This window comes from Streptomyces sp. NPDC052225 (assembly GCF_040679615.1).
GTDB lineage: Bacteria > Actinomycetota > Actinomycetes > Streptomycetales > Streptomycetaceae > Streptomyces.
Genome location: NZ_JBFAVD010000015.1, coordinates 38,999 through 55,012, shown reverse-complemented (window position 1 = coordinate 55,012; position 16,014 = coordinate 38,999). Strand labels below are relative to the sequence as shown.

The 16,014-nt window shown below is 71.1% G+C and carries 16 protein-coding genes; 8 read left to right on the top strand and 8 right to left on the bottom strand.

Annotation, left to right across the window (positions count from 1 at the left end):
• Window positions 1-10: 10 nt before the first annotated feature.
• Window positions 11-1,498, bottom strand: coding sequence for an oligopeptide:H+ symporter (locus AB0L37_RS22115; protein ID WP_365507938.1), 1,488 nt, complete (start codon window positions 1,496-1,498; stop codon window positions 11-13).
• A gap of 490 nt (window positions 1,499-1,988) precedes the next feature.
• Here AB0L37_RS22115 and AB0L37_RS22110 point away from each other — a divergent pair, with 490 nt between their 5' ends.
• Window positions 1,989-2,666, top strand: a complete 678-nt coding sequence (locus AB0L37_RS22110) for a response regulator transcription factor (protein ID WP_365507936.1) — start codon at window positions 1,989-1,991, stop codon at window positions 2,664-2,666.
• A 195-nt stretch (window positions 2,667-2,861) separates the two neighbouring features.
• Window positions 2,862-4,136: an ATP-binding protein gene (locus AB0L37_RS22105; protein ID WP_365507933.1), complete on the top strand. Its 1,275-nt coding sequence runs from the start codon at window positions 2,862-2,864 to the stop codon at window positions 4,134-4,136.
• 9 nt (window positions 4,137-4,145) lie between these two features.
• Here the strand turns inward: AB0L37_RS22105 and AB0L37_RS22100 are convergent, their stop codons facing one another.
• Window positions 4,146-4,694: a GtrA family protein gene (locus tag AB0L37_RS22100; protein WP_365507931.1), complete on the bottom strand. Its 549-nt coding sequence runs from the start codon at window positions 4,692-4,694 to the stop codon at window positions 4,146-4,148.
• A 126-nt stretch (window positions 4,695-4,820) separates the two neighbouring features.
• On the opposite strand from AB0L37_RS22100, the gene AB0L37_RS22095 reads away from it, so the two are divergent.
• The 4 genes from AB0L37_RS22095 (at window position 4,821) to AB0L37_RS22080 (ending at window position 9,126) form a co-directional block, all read left to right on the top strand.
• Window positions 4,821-6,041, top strand: coding sequence for a 5-(carboxyamino)imidazole ribonucleotide synthase (locus tag AB0L37_RS22095; RefSeq protein WP_365507928.1), 1,221 nt, complete (start codon window positions 4,821-4,823; stop codon window positions 6,039-6,041).
• Window positions 6,038-6,580: a 5-(carboxyamino)imidazole ribonucleotide mutase gene (gene purE / locus AB0L37_RS22090; RefSeq protein WP_365507926.1), complete on the top strand. Its 543-nt coding sequence runs from the start codon at window positions 6,038-6,040 to the stop codon at window positions 6,578-6,580. The genes AB0L37_RS22095 and purE overlap by 4 nt, the downstream gene beginning before the upstream one ends.
• A 5-nt stretch (window positions 6,581-6,585) precedes the next feature.
• Window positions 6,586-7,773, top strand: coding sequence for a dipeptidase (locus tag AB0L37_RS22085; RefSeq protein WP_365508283.1), 1,188 nt, complete (start codon window positions 6,586-6,588; stop codon window positions 7,771-7,773).
• A 270-nt stretch (window positions 7,774-8,043) separates the two neighbouring features.
• On the top strand, window positions 8,044-9,126 hold the full coding sequence (locus AB0L37_RS22080) for a dipeptidase (RefSeq protein WP_365507923.1): 1,083 nt from the start codon (window positions 8,044-8,046) through the stop codon (window positions 9,124-9,126).
• On the opposite strand, the gene AB0L37_RS22075 is transcribed toward AB0L37_RS22080, so the two are convergent.
• Together AB0L37_RS22075 and AB0L37_RS22070 are read right to left on the bottom strand one after the other, a co-directional pair.
• A complete protein-coding gene (locus tag AB0L37_RS22075) occupies window positions 9,123-9,503 on the bottom strand; it encodes a VOC family protein (RefSeq protein ID WP_365507920.1) in 381 nt (126 codons plus the stop codon). The genes AB0L37_RS22080 and AB0L37_RS22075 overlap by 4 nt on opposite strands.
• Before the next feature lie 36 nt (window positions 9,504-9,539).
• Window positions 9,540-9,905, bottom strand: coding sequence for a VOC family protein (locus AB0L37_RS22070; RefSeq protein ID WP_365507917.1), 366 nt, complete (start codon window positions 9,903-9,905; stop codon window positions 9,540-9,542).
• Between the two features lie 88 nt (window positions 9,906-9,993).
• Here AB0L37_RS22070 and AB0L37_RS22065 point away from each other — a divergent pair, with 88 nt between their 5' ends.
• Window positions 9,994-10,497 carry a CGNR zinc finger domain-containing protein gene (locus tag AB0L37_RS22065; protein ID WP_365507914.1) on the top strand — a complete coding sequence of 168 codons (504 nt, stop codon included), beginning with the start codon at window positions 9,994-9,996 and terminating at the stop codon, window positions 10,495-10,497.
• Window positions 10,498-10,515: 18 nt separating this feature from the next.
• Here the strand turns inward: AB0L37_RS22065 and AB0L37_RS22060 are convergent, their stop codons facing one another.
• Complete coding sequence (locus AB0L37_RS22060; RefSeq protein ID WP_365507911.1) at window positions 10,516-11,841, bottom strand: UDP-glucose/GDP-mannose dehydrogenase family protein; 1,326 nt, start codon at window positions 11,839-11,841, stop codon at window positions 10,516-10,518.
• Between the two features lie 178 nt (window positions 11,842-12,019).
• Between AB0L37_RS22060 and AB0L37_RS22055 the strand changes: the two genes are divergently transcribed.
• Window positions 12,020-13,186, top strand: coding sequence for an acyl-CoA dehydrogenase family protein (locus tag AB0L37_RS22055; RefSeq protein WP_365507908.1), 1,167 nt, complete (start codon window positions 12,020-12,022; stop codon window positions 13,184-13,186).
• A 27-nt stretch (window positions 13,187-13,213) separates the two neighbouring features.
• On the opposite strand, the gene AB0L37_RS22050 is transcribed toward AB0L37_RS22055, so the two are convergent.
• Genes AB0L37_RS22050 through AB0L37_RS22040 form a run of 3 tightly spaced genes read right to left on the bottom strand, consistent with a single transcriptional unit; the run spans window position 13,214 to window position 16,012 of the window.
• Window positions 13,214-13,939 (bottom strand): class I SAM-dependent methyltransferase, encoded by a 726-nt coding sequence (locus AB0L37_RS22050; RefSeq protein WP_365507906.1) that lies wholly within the window; start codon window positions 13,937-13,939, stop codon window positions 13,214-13,216.
• A gap of 12 nt (window positions 13,940-13,951) precedes the next feature.
• Window positions 13,952-14,710 (bottom strand): SDR family oxidoreductase, encoded by a 759-nt coding sequence (locus AB0L37_RS22045; RefSeq protein ID WP_365507904.1) that lies wholly within the window; start codon window positions 14,708-14,710, stop codon window positions 13,952-13,954.
• Between the two features lie 15 nt (window positions 14,711-14,725).
• Window positions 14,726-16,012, bottom strand: a complete 1,287-nt coding sequence (locus AB0L37_RS22040) for an LCP family protein (RefSeq protein WP_365507902.1) — start codon at window positions 16,010-16,012, stop codon at window positions 14,726-14,728.
• Window positions 16,013-16,014 lie beyond the last annotated feature (2 nt).

Genomic DNA, 16,014 nt, shown 5'->3' with positions numbered 1-16,014 from the left:
GGCCGACGTGTCAGTGCACGTCGCCCATGAGCTCCTTGACCTTGTTGCGGTACATGTAGATCGCACCACCGGCGATGACCGCGAGCGCGGCCTCCAGGGCGACGACACCCGTACCGTTCAGATCCACGCCGTAGGTGGAGATCAGGCCGGTGACCGCGTCACCCGCCGTCACGGCGAGGAACCAGACACCCATCATCTGGGAGCCGTACTTCGCCGGGGCCATCTTGGTCGTGACCGAGAGGCCGACCGGGGAGAGCGTCAGCTCACCGACGGTCTGGCAGAAGTAGATCAGGACGAGCCACCACGGGCTGACCTTGCCGTCACCGGCGGCCGTGAGCGGCAGCAGGAAGACGAAGAAGGAGATGCCGACGAGGACCAGACCGAGCGCGAACTTGACGACGGTGCTCGGCTCCTTGCCCTTGCGGGCGAGCGCCAGCCAGATGGTCGCGGCGACCGGCGCGAGCGCCATGATCAGGACCGGGTTGACGGACTGGAACCAGGAGACCGGGAACTCCCAGCCGAACACGCTGGTGTTGACGCTGCTGTCCGCGAAGATCGACAGGGTGGAGCCACCCTGGTCGTAGATCATCCAGAAGACGGCGGCGGCGACGAAGAACCAGATGTAGCCGGAGACCTTCGTCTGCTCGGTGGCGGTCAGCTCCTTGTCGCGCTTGATGCGCGCCAGGACCATGATCGGGACGACCAGACCGATGATCATCAGCGGGACCATGACCCAGTTCAGGGTGTAGGTGCCGGTGCCGACGACGATGGCGTAGAAGACGGCCGCGATGAGCAGCCAGATCATCGACTTCTTCAGCGTGGCGGCGCGCTCGGCGGCGTTCAGCGGCTTGGGGACCTCGCTGGAGACCGGGCTCAGGTGGCGCGTGCCGAGCAGGAACTGGACCAGACCGAAGCCCATGCCGAGCGCGGCGAGGGCGAAGCCCAGGTGCCAGTTCACGTTCTGGCCGACCGTGCCGATGATCAGCGGGGCGGCGAAGGCGCCGAGGTTGATGCCCATGTAGAAGACGGTGAAGCCACCGTCACGACGCGGGTCGTCCGGGCCGTCGTAGAGCTGTCCGACCATCGTGGAGATGTTGGACTTCAGCAGACCCGAGCCGACCGCCACGAAGAGCAGACCGACGTAGAAGATCGCGTCCGACGGGATCGCGAGGAGCAGGTGGCCCGCCATGATGATCGCGCCGGCGATCGCCGTGGTCTTGCGCGGCCCCCAGACGCGGTCGCCGAACCAGCCGCCGGGCATGGCGAGCAGGTACACCGTCGAGACGTAGACGGAGTAGATGGCGATCGCAGTACCGGCGTCGAGGCCGAGCCCTGCGGGCGCGACCAGGTACAGCGGGAGAAGAGCGCGCATGCCGTAGTAGGAGAATCGCTCCCACATCTCGGTCATGAACAGAGTGGCCAGTCCGCGGGGGTGGCCGAAGAAGGTCTTCTCGGAGCCGGGGGTACCGGCCGAGTCCTTCGTCAGGCTGGACGCCATGGTCGTTCCTCGTGGGGTGTCGGGACGCACGTGCGCAGAGCGGTTGCGCGCCCGGTGGGGCGGCCGGCACCGGAGTCCTACCGTCCTCCCCACGCCCGGGGGTTGGGGTACGGCGGACCCGAGATCCACACCTCGCACGCGTCTTCACGCGCGGGGCCCGGCCACAGGTCATTCCTTTCAAAGCTGACGGACGTCAGCCGCACATAAAAGGGACCTTCGGCGGTATTACGCTCCGAAGGTCCCCCGGTAGTGCATCAGGCGTTCGGTCACCATACGACACGACAGTGCGGCATATGGAAGGACTTGAGAGATGGATCACAGGGCTCCGTGGAACCACCGCGCTGATTCGAAGGCCGCTTCCAGGATCGCACCCCACACTTGGAGGGTGTAACCGCGGAGGCAAAGATTCCGTTTCATTGCCCGGGCGGCGCCGGGACCGCTGTTGCCGATCACCCGGCAGTCCTCGTACGGCGCGGACTACCATCACCCCATGACCCGTGTACTGCTCGCCGAGGACGACGCGTCCATCTCGGAGCCGCTGGCCCGCGCCCTGCGCAGGGAGGGTTACGAGGTCGAGGTCCGCGAGGACGGCCCCACCGCCCTCGAAGCCGGACTGCAGGGAAACATCGATCTCGTCGTACTCGACCTGGGCCTGCCCGGGATGGACGGCCTGGAGGTGGCCCGGCGGCTGCGTGCCGAGGGGCACACGGTGCCGATCCTGATCCTCACCGCCCGCGCCGACGAGGTGGACACGGTGGTCGGCCTCGACGCCGGCGCCGACGACTACGTGACGAAGCCCTTCCGCCTCGCCGAACTCCTCGCCCGCGTCCGGGCCCTGCTGCGGCGTGGCGCCGCCGAGCCCAAGGAGGCGCCCGCGACGCACGGCGTGCGTATCGACGTCGAGTCGCACCGGGCCTGGATGGGCGAGGAGGAACTCCAGCTCACGGCGAAGGAGTTCGACCTGCTGCGGGTGCTCGTGCGCGACGCGGGCCGGGTCGTCACGCGCGACCAGCTGATGCGCGAGGTCTGGGACACGACGTGGTGGTCGTCGACCAAGACGCTGGACATGCACATCTCCTGGCTCAGGAAGAAGCTCGGCGACGACGCGGCCAACCCGCGCTACATCGCGACGGTGCGCGGGGTCGGCTTCCGCTTCGAGAAGAGCTGAGCAGATCAAGCCTTTGCCGGGGCCCCTCCCAGCGTTGGCTGGGGGAGATTGAGCAGCGGGGTCCGGGGCGGAGCGCCGTGGCCTTCGCGCCGTAGGGGCTGATGATTCGTTCGCGGCTGCGGCACCGTCGTGGTTGCTCGCGCGGTTCCCCGCGCCCCTGAGGGGGCGCGCCCGCGTATCCGGGACACTAAAGGGATGCGCCGCCGACTGATCAACAGCACGCTCGCCGTCGTCCTGGTCGTGATCGCCGTGTTCGGGGTCTCCCTCGTCATCGTGGAGACCCGGACCATCACCAACAGCGCCCAGGAACGCGTCGAGTCCGAAGCCGTGCGGCTCGCCTCCATCGTGGACAGCAGGCTGCTCAGCGAGGAGCAGATCACCGGCGACATCCTCAGGGACCAGGTCGCCGCCGAGCGGTACGCGGTCATCGAGATGCCGGACCGTGCCCCGATCCACATCGGTGCGAAGCCCGACGGCGACGTCATCAAGTACACCGCCACCGGCGAACAGGGCGAGAAGGTCACCGTCGAGGAGCCCCGCTCGACCGTCACCCGCGAGGTCGGCCGCACCCTGCTGATCATCGCGGGTGTCGCGCTGCTCGCGGTCGTCGCCGCCGTCCTGCTCGCCGTACGGCAGGCCAACCGCCTCGCGTCCCCCCTCACCGACCTGGCCTCCACCGCGGAGCGCCTCGGCTCCGGCGACCCGCGCCCGCGGCACAAGCGCTACGGCGTCCCCGAGCTGGACCGCGTCGCCGACGTCCTCGACGGTTCGGCGGAGCGCATCGCGCGCATGCTCACGGCCGAGCGGCGCCTCGCCGCCGACGCCTCGCACCAGCTGCGCACGCCGCTGACCGCGCTCTCCATGCGTCTCGAAGAGATCACCATGACCGACGACCTGAACGAGGTGAAGGAGGAGGCGACCATCGCGCTCGCGCAGGTCGAGCGGCTCACCGACGTCGTCGAGCGGCTGCTCACCAACTCCCGTGACCCGCGCACCGGTTCGGCCGTCACCTTCGACCTCGACGAGGTGATCAAGCAGCAGCTGGAGGAGTGGCGCCCCGCCTACCGCGGCGAAGGGCGCGCCATCGTCTCGTCCGGCAAGCGCCACCTCACGGCGGTCGGCACCCCCGGCGCGGTCGCCCAGGTGCTCGCGGCGCTGATCGAGAACTCCCTGATGCACGGCGGCGGCACGGTCGCCCTGCGCACCCGCGTCACCGGCAACCAGGCCGTCATCGAGGTCACCGACGAAGGCCCCGGCGTCCCGTCCGAACTGGGCTCGCGGATCTTCGAGCGGACCATCAGCGGCCGGAACTCGACGGGCATCGGCCTCGCCGTCGCCCGCGACCTCGCCGAGGCCGACGGCGGCCGCCTCGAAATGCTCCAGGCCGCACCGCCCGTCTTCGGCCTGTTCCTGTCCCGTACGCCGATGAAGAAGCCGTCGGACGACGACGAGGGCCAGATGATCAGGTAGCTCAGCCGGTCAGGCGGCTCGGCCGGCGCGGGTCACTTCGGCGGCCGGCTCGTCGAGGAACGATTCCGCACTCGCGACGGCCTCCCGCGCGGGCAGCGCCTTGAACACCCACGAGCGGTACGACCAGAAGCGGAACAGGGTCGCGAGACCCATGCCGAGGAACTTGAAGACGTTCGACTGAAGCGGGCTGTCCCAGCCGAAGCCGTACGTCGCCGCGTACAGGACACCGTTCTCGATCACGAGCCCGACGACGCTGAACAGCAGGAACAGGGTGAGTTCCTTGGCGCGGCCGCTCTTGTCGCGGTCGCGGTACGTGAAGTAGCGGAACCCCACGTAGTTGAAGGCGATGGCGACGACCGTCGCGATCACGCTGGCGCGCACGACCTGGAGGTCGGTGCCGTGCCGCATGAGGTTGAACACCGCGAAGTTCACGAGCACGCCGAGCGCGCCCACGACGCCGAACTTGGCGATCTCCCTGGCCAGCGCGTCGAAGCGCAGCCGCAGCGCGGCAAGGCGGGAGGGGGTGGGAGGGGTGTGCGGGCCGCTGGTCCCTGTCATGGTGGTCGCCTCAGCCCCCGTCGTCCCCGTCGTATGGTCAGCCGGTCCGCTCCCGCATCCGCGGAGCGACCGACCCAGCCATGCTAACCAGGGCTCCTCTGCGGCGCCTGTGCGCGGACCGGCCGGATGGGCCGTATGGACTTTCGTACGAGAAGAGGCCCGTGCGGGAACCGGTCAATTGGCCGATACCCTGAGGGAGTGACGTTCCCGGTAGTCGGCATGGTCGGCGGTGGCCAGCTCGCTCGTATGACACACGAGGCAGGCATCCCGCTCGGCATCAGGTTCAAGCTCCTCAGTGACACTCCTCAGGATTCCGCGGCGCAGGTCGTCGGCGATGTCGTCGTGGGCGACTATCGCGACCTCGAGACGCTGCGTGAGTTCGCGCGCGGCTGTGACGTGATCACCTTCGATCACGAGCACGTGCCGACCGAGCACCTGCGGGCCCTGGAGGCGGACGGCATCCCCGTGCGCCCCGGCCCCGACGCTCTGCTCTACGCCCAGGACAAGGGCGAGATGCGCGCGAAGCTCACGTCGCTCGGCGTGCCGTGCCCGCGCCACCGCATCGTGAGCGATGCGGCGGACGTGGCGGCCTTCGCGGCCGAGGGCGACGGGTTTCCCGTCATCCTCAAGACCGTGCGCGGTGGCTACGACGGCAAGGGCGTGTGGTTCGTGCGCTCCGAGGAAGACCTCGCAAACACAGCTGAGCCGTTCAAGGCCGGTGTGGCGGTCCTCGCCGAGGAGAAGGTCGACTTCGTACGGGAGCTGGCGGCCAACGTCGTGCGCTCCCCGCACGGCCAGGCGGTCGCGTACCCCGTCGTCGAGTCCCAGCAGGTCGACGGCGTCTGCGACACGGTGATCGCGCCCGCGCCCGACCTCGACGAGACGCTCGCGGGCGAGGCCCAGGAGCTGGCGCTGCGCGTCGCCAAGGAACTCGGCGTCGTCGGCCACCTCGCCGTCGAGCTGTTCGAGACCCGCGACGGCCGCATCCTCGTCAACGAACTGGCGATGCGCCCCCACAACTCCGGCCACTGGACGCAGGACGGGGCGATCACGTCCCAGTTCGCCAATCACGTCCGCGCCGTCCTCGACCTGCCGCTCGGCGACCCCCGCCCGCGCGCCCCGTGGACCGTGATGTGCAATGTCCTGGGCGGCGACTTCCCGGACATGTACAGCGCGTACCTGCACTGCATGGCCCGCGACCCGCAGCTCAAGATCCACATGTACGGCAAGGACGTGAAGCCCGGCCGCAAGGTCGGTCACGTGAACACCTACGGTGACGATCTGGACGAGGTCCTGGACCGCGCCCGGCACGCCGCCGGGTACCTGAGAGGCACGATCACCGAATGAGTCCTGTGGTTGGAATCGTCATGGGGTCGGACTCCGACTGGCCCGTCATGGAGGCCGCGGCGAAGGCCCTCGACGAGTTCGAGATCCCGTACGAGGTCGACGTCGTCTCCGCGCACCGGATGCCGCACGAGATGATCGCGTACGGGGAGCAGGCCGCCGAGCGCGGGCTCAAGGCGATCATCGCCGGCGCGGGCGGCGCCGCCCACCTGCCCGGCATGCTCGCGTCCGTGACGCCGCTGCCGGTCATCGGCGTCCCCGTGCCGCTGAAGTACCTCGACGGCATGGACTCGCTGCTCTCCATCGTGCAGATGCCGGCCGGTGTCCCGGTCGCCACGGTCTCCGTCGGCGGCGCGCGCAACGCCGGTCTGCTCGCGGCCCGCATGCTCGCCGCCCACGACGAGGAACTCCTCGGCCGTATGCGGGAGTTCCAGCAGGACCTGAACGACCAGGCCACCGAGAAGGGCAAGCGGCTGCGCGCCAAGGTCGAGGGCGCGGGCGGCGGCTTCGGCTTCGGGACCGGCTCGGGTTCGGGGAAGTGAGCGGCGTGCAGGACCGGGTGGCACAGGCCCGCGAACTCCTCGCCGAGTTCCCCGTCGTCGACGGGCACAACGACCTGCCGTGGGCGCTGCGCGAGCAGGTCACGTACGACATCGACGCGCGCGACATCGCCGCCGACCAGAGCGCCCATCTCCACACGGACCTGCGGCGGTTGCGGGCCGGAGGCGTGGGCGCGCAGTTCTGGTCCGTGTACGTCCGTACGGATCTGACGGGTGACGCGGCGGTCAGCGCCACGCTCGAACAGATCGACTGCGTCGACCAGTTGATCGCGCGGTACGCCGGTGACCTGCGCGAGGCGCGGACGGCGGCCGACATGGAAGCGGCGCGCCGCGAAGGCCGTATCGCGTCGCTGAAGGGCGCCGAGGGCGGCCACTCCATCAACAACTCCCTCGCCACGCTACGGGCGTTGTACGCGCTGGGCGTGCGCTACATGACGCTCACGCACAACGACAACATCGCGTGGGCGGACTCGGCGACCGACGAGCCCGGCGTCGGCGGCCTCTCCGCCTTCGGCCGCGAGGTCGTACGCGAGATGAACCGCGAGGGCATGCTCGTCGACCTGTCGCACGTCGCCGCCACGACGATGCGCGCGGCCCTCGACGTCACCGAGGCGCCGGTGATCTTCTCGCACTCGTCCGCGCGGGCGGTGTGCGACCACCCGCGCAACATCCCGGACGACGTCCTGGAACGGCTGCCCGGGAACGGGGGAGTGGCCATGGCCACCTTCGTCCCGAAGTTCGTCCTCCAGGCGGCGGTCGACTGGACGGCGGCCGCCGACGAGAACCTGCGCGCGCACGGCTTCCACCACCTCGACACGTCCCCCGAGGCGATGAAGCTGCACCGCGCCTTCGAGGACGCGCACCCGCGCCCGGTCGCGACGGTCTCCACGGTCGCCGACCACCTCGACCACATGCGCGAGGTGGCGGGCGTCGACCACATCGGCATCGGCGGCGACTACGACGGCACGGCGTTCCTGCCGGAGGGCCTCGGCGACGTCTCCGGTTACCCGAACCTGATCGCGGAGCTCCTCGACCGCTCCTGGTCCCGCGAGGATCTGGCGAAGCTGACGTGGGGCAATGCGGTGCGGGTCCTTGGGGACGCGGAATCCGTGGCCCGGGATCTTCAGGGGCGGCGCGGGCCGTCGAACGCGACGTTGGGGCAGTTGGACGGGTGACGCGGCTGCGGCTTTCGTCGTGGCTGGTCGCGCAGTTCCCCGCGCCCCTGAGATGCGCACCTTCGGTGCGGCATCTCCCCGATGAAGGCTGAGCGGCGAAGCCGCTCGCCTTCAGGGGCGCGGGGAACTGCGCGACCAGCCCCCACTCACCCGCACCCGACGACGAAACACCCCACCTCGTACCCCCGAACGCCCCGCCCACCGAGAAGCCCGGCGCAGCCCGTGGGACGGTGGTCCGAACGCCGCCCCACCGACGTCCGGAGCCTTGCCATGGCCGACCTACAGGACGAACTGCACGCCCCCGCCGAAGCGGGCGTAGTCGACACCCCGGCACAGGCCGTCGACGTACCCCCGGGCGCACCCGACCCGGCCGCCGCCCGCGACCTGCTCGCCCGGCACCCGGTCGCGGACGGCTACTGCGGCCTGCCGGAGACGCTGCGGACCCTGCCGTGGCACGACCTCGAACTCGGTGAGAGCGCCGTCGAGACCGACCTGCCCCGGCTGCGCGCCGGCAGCACCGGGGCCCTGCTCTGGGCGCTGCACGTCGACCCCGAGCACCCGGTCACCACGGCCCTGGAACAGATCGACCTCGTCAACAACGTCGTCGCCCGCTACCCGGACGGCCTGCGCCTGGCCCGCTCCGCGTCCGAGACCGCCGACGCCCGCGCGCACGGCCGCGTCGCCGTCGTCATCGGCCCCGCCCCGGCCACCGCGATCGGCGACTCCCTCGGCACGCTGCGCGCCCTGCACGCCCTGGGCCTGCGCGCCCTCACCCTCAGCGGCACCGCATGGGCGTCCGACGCCGGCCTGAGCCGGTTCGGCGAAGAGGTCGTACGGGAGATGAACCGGCTCGGCATGCTCGTCGACCTCACGGGCGCGTCCCCGGCGACCGCCGTCCGCGCCCTCGCCGTCTCCAAGGCCCCGGCCGTCCTCACCCGCTCCGGCGCCCACGCCCTCAACAGCCACCCGGACAACGTCGGCGACGACCTGCTCGCCGCCCTCGGCGCGGGCAAGGGCCTGTGCCTCGTGCCCTGCTCGGTCGCCCGCACCGGGCTCGCGCTGCGCGACGTGGCCGACCATCTCGACCACGTACGCCGGGTCGCGGGCCCCGAGTCGGTCGGCCTCTCCGGGATGTACGACACCGGCGACCCGCACCCCGAGGGCCTCGCCGACGCCTCCGGCTACCCGGCACTCATCTCCGAACTCCTGGACCGCGGCTGGCCCGAGGCGGACATCGCCCTGCTCACCTGGGGGAACGTCCAACGGGCCCTGCGCGGCGCCGAGTTCACGGCCCGCGCCGCCCGGCAGCGCCGCGGCCCGTCGACGGCGACCCCCGACCGGGACAGGCCCTAGGCGTTGGGCCTGATCAGACAGAAGGGGTGGCCGGCCGGGTCCGCGTAGACCCGGAAGTCGCGGGCGCCGCCCTCGTCGTCCAGGTCCAGCGGGCGCGCGCCCAGCGCGAGCACCTGCTTCTCGGCCGTCTCCATGTCGTCGACGTCGAGGTCCAGGTGGAGCTGCTGCGAGTCGTGGTCGGCGGCAGGCCACTGCGGCGGCTTGTGGTCCGGGACGCGCTGGAACGACATCCGCCCGCCCGGCGTGTACAGGTCGTACCAGTCACCCCTGCCCTGGAAGTTCTCGATCCGGCCGCCGAGCATGCCCGCGTAGAACTCGGCCAGGGCGGCCGGGTCGGGGCAGTCCACGGCGACGGTGCAGATCCTCGCGAAGGCCATGACGGGTCACTCCACTTCCTGTTCGCCCGCTTCGGTTCAGCAGGCGCAGAGGCAGAACGGGTGCCCCGCCGGATCGGCGTAAACCCGCCACGTCCGCGACCGGTCCTCCGCGTCGAGCACGGTCGCCCCGAGCGCCAGGACCTCCTTCTCCGCGGCGTCCAGGTCCTCCACCGTCAGGTCGAGATGGAACTGCTGAGAGTCCCGCTCGGCGGCGGGCCAGGCCGGCGCCCGGAACCCGGGGGCCTTCTGGAACGCCAGCGGCCGGGCCCCCGGCACCTCCAGGTCCACCCAGTCCCCGTCGTCCCCGGTGACGCGGCCGTCGAGCACCGCCCCGTAGAACTCGGCGAGTGTGCGCGGCTCGGGACAGTCCAGGACGACGACGCCCAGTTTCGCGATGGCCATGACTCCTCCTCGGGGTTACCCCTATACGGGGTCTACGGGTAACAACGGCGTTACCGCATGGTCCCGCACAAGCGGTAACGTCGCAACCATGAACGCACGCGAGCCCGCACCCGGCGGCCTGGCCCTGATCGAGGCCCTGGTGAACACGCTGCTCGACATCACGACCGGCGAGGACGCGCTGGACAGCGCCGAGGTCCGCGAGCGCTTCGGCGTCACGAAGTCCGGCCTGGACGACGCCCGCGCCCTGCGCGAGTCGCTCCGCGCGGTCTGCCTGGCCCACGCCGGCCACCCGCCGCACCGCGCGGTGACCCCGCTCGGCGACCTCCTCGCCGACGCGCCGCTACGGGTGGCCGTCGACGACCGGGACGGCTCCGCGACCCTCGTCCCCGTGGACGACGCCCCGCTCGCCTCCCGTGTGGCCGCCGCCATCGCCGACGCCCGCGCCGCCGGCACCTGGTCCCGTCTCAAGGCCTGCGAGGCCGCCGACTGTCACTGGGCCTACTACGACAGAAGCCCCGCAGGCCGCGGTCGCTGGTGCGACATGGCGGTCTGCGGGGCCCGGGCCAAAATGCGCCGTTACAGGGCGAAGTAGCCCGAAAAGAAAGGGGGGTCAGGCCGACGGGCGTCCCATGGCCCGGTACGTCCACCCGGCCTCGCGCCAGACGGCCGGGTCGAGCGCGTTGCGGCCGTCCAGGATCACCCGCTGCGTCGCGGCGGCGCCCAGCTCCGCCGGGTCCAGCTCGCGGAACTCCCGCCACTCCGTGAGGTGCAGCACGACGTCCGCGCCGCGCACCGCCTCCAGCGCCGAGTCGGCGTACCCGAGCGTCGGGAACAGGCGCCGCGCGTTGTCCATGCCCTTCGGGTCGTAGACCGTGACCTGGCCGCCCTGGAGGTGGATCTGCCCGGCGACGTTCAGCGCGGGCGAGTCCCGTACGTCGTCGGAGTCCGGCTTGAAGGTGGCGCCGAGCACGGCGACCCGCTTGCCGAGAAAAGCACCCCCGCCGAGCGCCTCGCGCGCCATCTCGACCATCGCCCCGCGCCGCCGCATGTTCACGGAGTCGATCTCGCGCAGGAACGTCAGCGCCTGGTCCGCGCCCAGCTCGCCGGCGCGCGCCATGAACGCCCGGATGTCCTTCGGCAGGCAGCCGCCGCCGAAGCCGATCCCGGCCCGCAGGAACTTGTGCCCGATGCGGTCGTCGTAGCCGATCGCCTCGGCCAGCTTGGCGACGTCGCCGCCGGCGGCCTCGCAGACCTCGGCCATGGCGTTGATGAAGGAGATCTTCGTGGCCAGGAAGGAGTTCGCGGCCGTCTTGACCAGCTCGGCCGTCGGGAAGTCCGTCACGACGAGCGGCGAGCCCTCCGCGAGCGGGGTCGCGTACACGTCCCGCAGCAGCTTCTCGGCCCGCTCGCTGCCCACGCCGATCACGATCCGGTCCGGGTGCAGCGTGTCGCCCACGGCGAAGCCCTCGCGCAGGAACTCCGGGTTCCACGCCAGTTCCGTGCCCTCGGGCAGCAGCGCGGCGAGCCGGGCCGCGGAGCCGACCGGCACCGTCGACTTGCCCACGACGAGCGCGCCCGGCTTCAGGTGCGGCGCCAGGGAGCCGAAGGCGGCGTCCACGTAACTCATGTCGCACGCGTACTCGCCGTGCCGCTGCGGGGTGTTCACGCACACGAAGTGGACGTCGCCGAACTCCGCGACCTCCTGGAAGTCCATCGTGAAGCGCAGCCGCCCGGTCGAGCCCTCGATCCCGGCGACGTGCTTGCGCAGCAGCTCCTCCAGACCGGGCTCGTACATGGGGACCTCGCCCCGCGTGAGCATCTCGATCTTCTCGGGGACGACGTCCAGACCGAGCACCTCGAAGCCGAGCTCGGCCATGGCCGCGGCGTGCGTGGCGCCGAGGTAGCCGGTGCCGATCACGGTGATCTTGAGGGCCATAGCGGGGCTCCAGAGGTGTGGGTGCTGCGTGCGCTGCCCGAGCATAGTCGGGGCTTCACCGCGCCTCTCACCGGGCAACTTTCCCTCTGTCGCGTAGCTCACGTATCCCCTGGGTGAGCAGACACCTAAAATTCGGGTTACTTAACGGTAATTAGCATCGCTTGGAGCGTGAGACACCTTGGCCGGATCGGCTTCCACCCCGGAGTTCGACCTGTACCGCCCGTCCGAGGAGCACGATCTGCTCCGGGAGACCGTGCGTGCGCTGGCCGACGCGAAGATCGCCCCGCACGCCGCGGCGGTCGACGAGGACGCCCGCTTCCCGCAGGAGGCCCTCGACGCGCTCGTCGCCGCCGAGCTCGCCGCGGTGCACGTGCCGGAGGAGTACGGCGGCGCCGGCGCCGACGCGCTCGCCACCGTCATCGTGATCGAGGAGGTCGCCCGCGCCTGCGTCTCGTCCTCCCTCATCCCGGCCGTGAACAAGCTCGGCTCCCTGCCCGTCATCCTCTCCGGCTCCGAGGAGCTGAAGAAGAAGTACCTCGGCCCGCTGGCCAAGGGCGACGCGATGTTCTCGTACTGCCTGAGCGAGCCGGACGCCGGTTCGGACGCGGCCGGCATGAAGACGCGCGCGGTCCGCGACGGCGACTTCTGGGTCCTCAACGGCGTGAAGCGCTGGATCACGAACGCGGGCGTCTCCGAGTACTACACCGTCATGGCGGTCACCGACCCCGAGAAGCGCTCGAAGGGCATCTCCGCCTTCGTCGTCGAGAAGTCCGACCCGGGCGTCTCCTTCGGCGCCCCCGAGAAGAAGCTCGGCATCAAGGGCTCGCCGACCCGCGAGGTCTACCTCGACAACGTCCGCATCCCCGCCGACCGCATGATCGGCGCCGAGGGCACCGGCTTCGCCACCGCGATGAAGACCCTCGACCACACCCGCATCACGATCGCCGCCCAGGCGCTCGGCGTCGCGCAGGGCGCCCTCGACTACGCCAAGGGCTACGTCCAGGAGCGCAAGCAGTTCGGCAAGGCCATCGCCGACTTCCAGGGCATCCAGTTCATGCTCGCCGACATGGCGATGAAGATCGCCGCCGCCCGCCAGCTCACGTACGCGGCGGCCGCCGCCTCCGAGCGCGGCGACAAGGACCTCACCTTCCAGGGCGCCGCCGCCAAGTGCTTCGCCTCGGACGTCGCGATGGAGGTCACGACGGACGCCGTCCAGCTCCTCGGCGGCTACGGCTACACCCGCGACTACCCGGTCGAGCGCATGATGCGCGACGCCAAGATCACGCAGATCTACGAGGGCACGAACCAGGTCCAGCGCATCGTCATGGCGCGCAACCTGCCGTGACCCCGCGCCTCGTCCGCCTGGTCCCGCTCACCGCAGGACCAGGCAGACGAAGCCGAAGCAGTCCCGGTACGTCCGGAGCCATTCCGTGCGGCGCAGCCCGGCCGTCGCCAGCGCCTCGGCGCTGTCCGGGTGCTCCGGGCGGTCCAGGGCCCAGCCCGCCAGCGACCCCCAGCACGCCCACTCGTACGCGTCCAGCTCCTGCCGCGTACTGATGTGGCCGTGGACCGGCGTCCAGCCGTCGCCCGTGACCTGCTCCACGGTGTCGGCCAGGGGCGCGAGATCCCCGAGCATGTCGATCGCCTCGGGGGAGGGGTCCTGCCCCCAGAACCCGTCGCCGACCAGGACCCGGCCGCCGGGCGCCAGATGCGCGCGGGCCGCCGCGAGGGTCGGCAGCAGCCCGCCGAACGCGTGGGCCGCACCGACGCTGATCACCAGGTCGAACGCCTCGTCCGCCGCGAACTCCGCCGCCGGCCGCTGGTGCAGGGTGAGCCGGCCCTCCACCGCGCGCCCCTTCGCCGCGGACCTCGCCTGCGCCAGCGCGTCCGCCGAAATGTCCACGCCCTCGGCGCGCACCCCCGGATGCGTCTCCAAGGCGCGCAGCAGCCACTCGGCGCTGCCGCACCCGAGGTCGAGGACGCGCTCGTCACCGCGCGGCAGCGCGTGCCGCAGCAGGTCGCGTACGGAGTCGTCGCCGAGCGGCGCCTTGATCGGGTGACCGGAGTGGGCGATACGGGACATCTCTTCTCGCTGCATCGGCGCAGCGTGTCAGCGCCGCGGCTCGCCCGCATCCCCTTTACCGGCCTCCGGCACATGCACCTCGGGCAGCACCGCGAGCGACCCGCCGTCGACCGGCAGGCAGACCCCGTTGACGTACGAGGACGAAGGCCCGGCCAGGAAGGCGACGACCTCGGCGATCTCCCGCGGGGTGCAGATCCGGTCCAGCGGGTACGCGGCCCGGACGCGGGCGCGTTCGGCGGGGTCCCGCCACCGGTGGGCGTTGCGCTCGATGGCGACGAACCCGGGCTCGACGACGTTCGTCCGCACCCCGAGCGGCCCCCACTCGGCGGCCGCCGCCCGCGCCAGCGCCCCGAGCCCGGCCTTCGCCACGGCGTACGCGCCACATCCCGGCGCGGCCCCGCGCGCGTGCACCGAGCCGACGAAAACGATCGAGGCGGGCCCGTCGCCCTTGCGCCGTACGAGCTCCGTGGCGGCCTGCCAGGCGGACACGAGCCCCACGTCGAGCACCCGGTGCCACTGATGCGGCGTCAACTCGCCCAGCGGTGAACGCAGTTCCCACAGCAGCGCGTGCACGAGGACCGACGGTGTCTCGGGCGCCGCGTCGAAAGCCCGGGCGAGCACGGCTGGTTCGGTGGCGTCGCCTTCCAACGCCGCGGCCACGCCCGGGAGTTGGCGCACCCCCGGTTTCAGGTCCACGGCGACGACGCCGACACCGTCAGAGGCCAGCCGCTCCACGACGGCGCGGCCGATGCCACCGGCGGCGCCGAGCACGAGTGCGGTGGTCATCGCCGGAGCCTTCCGTCAGTCGCTGGTGACCGTGACCTTCTCGTCGTTGTTGAACTGCTCGACGAGCTGCTTGACCTTCGTCTTGTCCCAGAGCAGGTTGCCGCCGACCGAGCCGGCCGTCGGCATGTTCATGGACTTGCCGTCACCGCCGGAGACCGACTTCATCGCGAGGAACATCGAGCCGAGGTCCCACAGGCTCATGTCCTTGTCGACGACGAGCGAGTCCAGGCCCGCGCCGAGCGTCGGGTAGAGCTTGAACGGGTTCATGACGGTCGTCGGGGACGCCACCTTGTGGGCGAGCGCCGCGAGGAACGCCTGCTGGTTCTTGGTGCGCTGAAGGTCGGACGCGGCGAAGGCGTGGCGCGTACGGACGAAGGCGAGCGCCTGCTGCCCGTTGAGCGTCTGCTTGCCCGCCTTGAAGTCGGCCCCGGACCACTTGTCCTTGAAGCCGTCCTTCAGGTTCATCTCGACGCCGCCGACCGCGTCCACGATGCTCGCGAAGCCGCCGAAGCCGATCTCCGCGTAGTGGTCGATGTGCAGCCCGGTGTTGGACTCGACGGTGCGCACGAGCAGCGTCGGGCCGTCCTCCGCGTACGTGGCGTTCAGCTTCGTCTGGCGGCCGGTGCCCGGGTACGTCTTGCCGGACTCGGCGCCCTTGTACGTGGGGATCGTCACGTTCGAGTCGCGCGGCAGGGAGACGAGCGTGTCGCCGTTGTCCCCGACGTGCAGGATCATCATCGTGTCCGTGCGCTTGCCCTTGGCGGAGCCGGTGTGCAGCTCCTTCTTCTGGGCGTCGGACATGCCCTCGCGGCTGTCGGTGCCGACGATCAGGTAGTTCGTGCCGTCGCCCGCCTCGGGCCGGTCGATGACCTTGGACAGGTCGACGTCCCGGTGGAGCTTGGAGTCGGCCCAGAAGTACGTGCCGATCGACGTCACGACGAGCACCGAGACCACGGTGATCGCGGTCCACTTGATGCGCTTGCGCCAGTTCGGCGTACGCGCCGGACGCCCGGTCGGCGGCCCGAAGTCGTCACCGCCGCCGGACCCCTGGCCCCGGGCGGGCTGCCCGTAGACCTGGCCCGTGTTGTAGCCGCTGTCGTACCCCGGCTGCGCGGGCTCGCGGCGGTACAGGTCGTCGTACGCGTCGTCGTACGAGGACGGCGGCTGCTGCTGCGGGACGGGGCGCTGCACGTGCGGCATGACACGGGCACCTTCGGGGCGTGCGCTCGCGCTGCCACGGCCGTAGCCGCCGCGGCCGACGCCGCCCTGCCTGTCGCTCCGCCCCTCGGGCCAATCGCTCATTG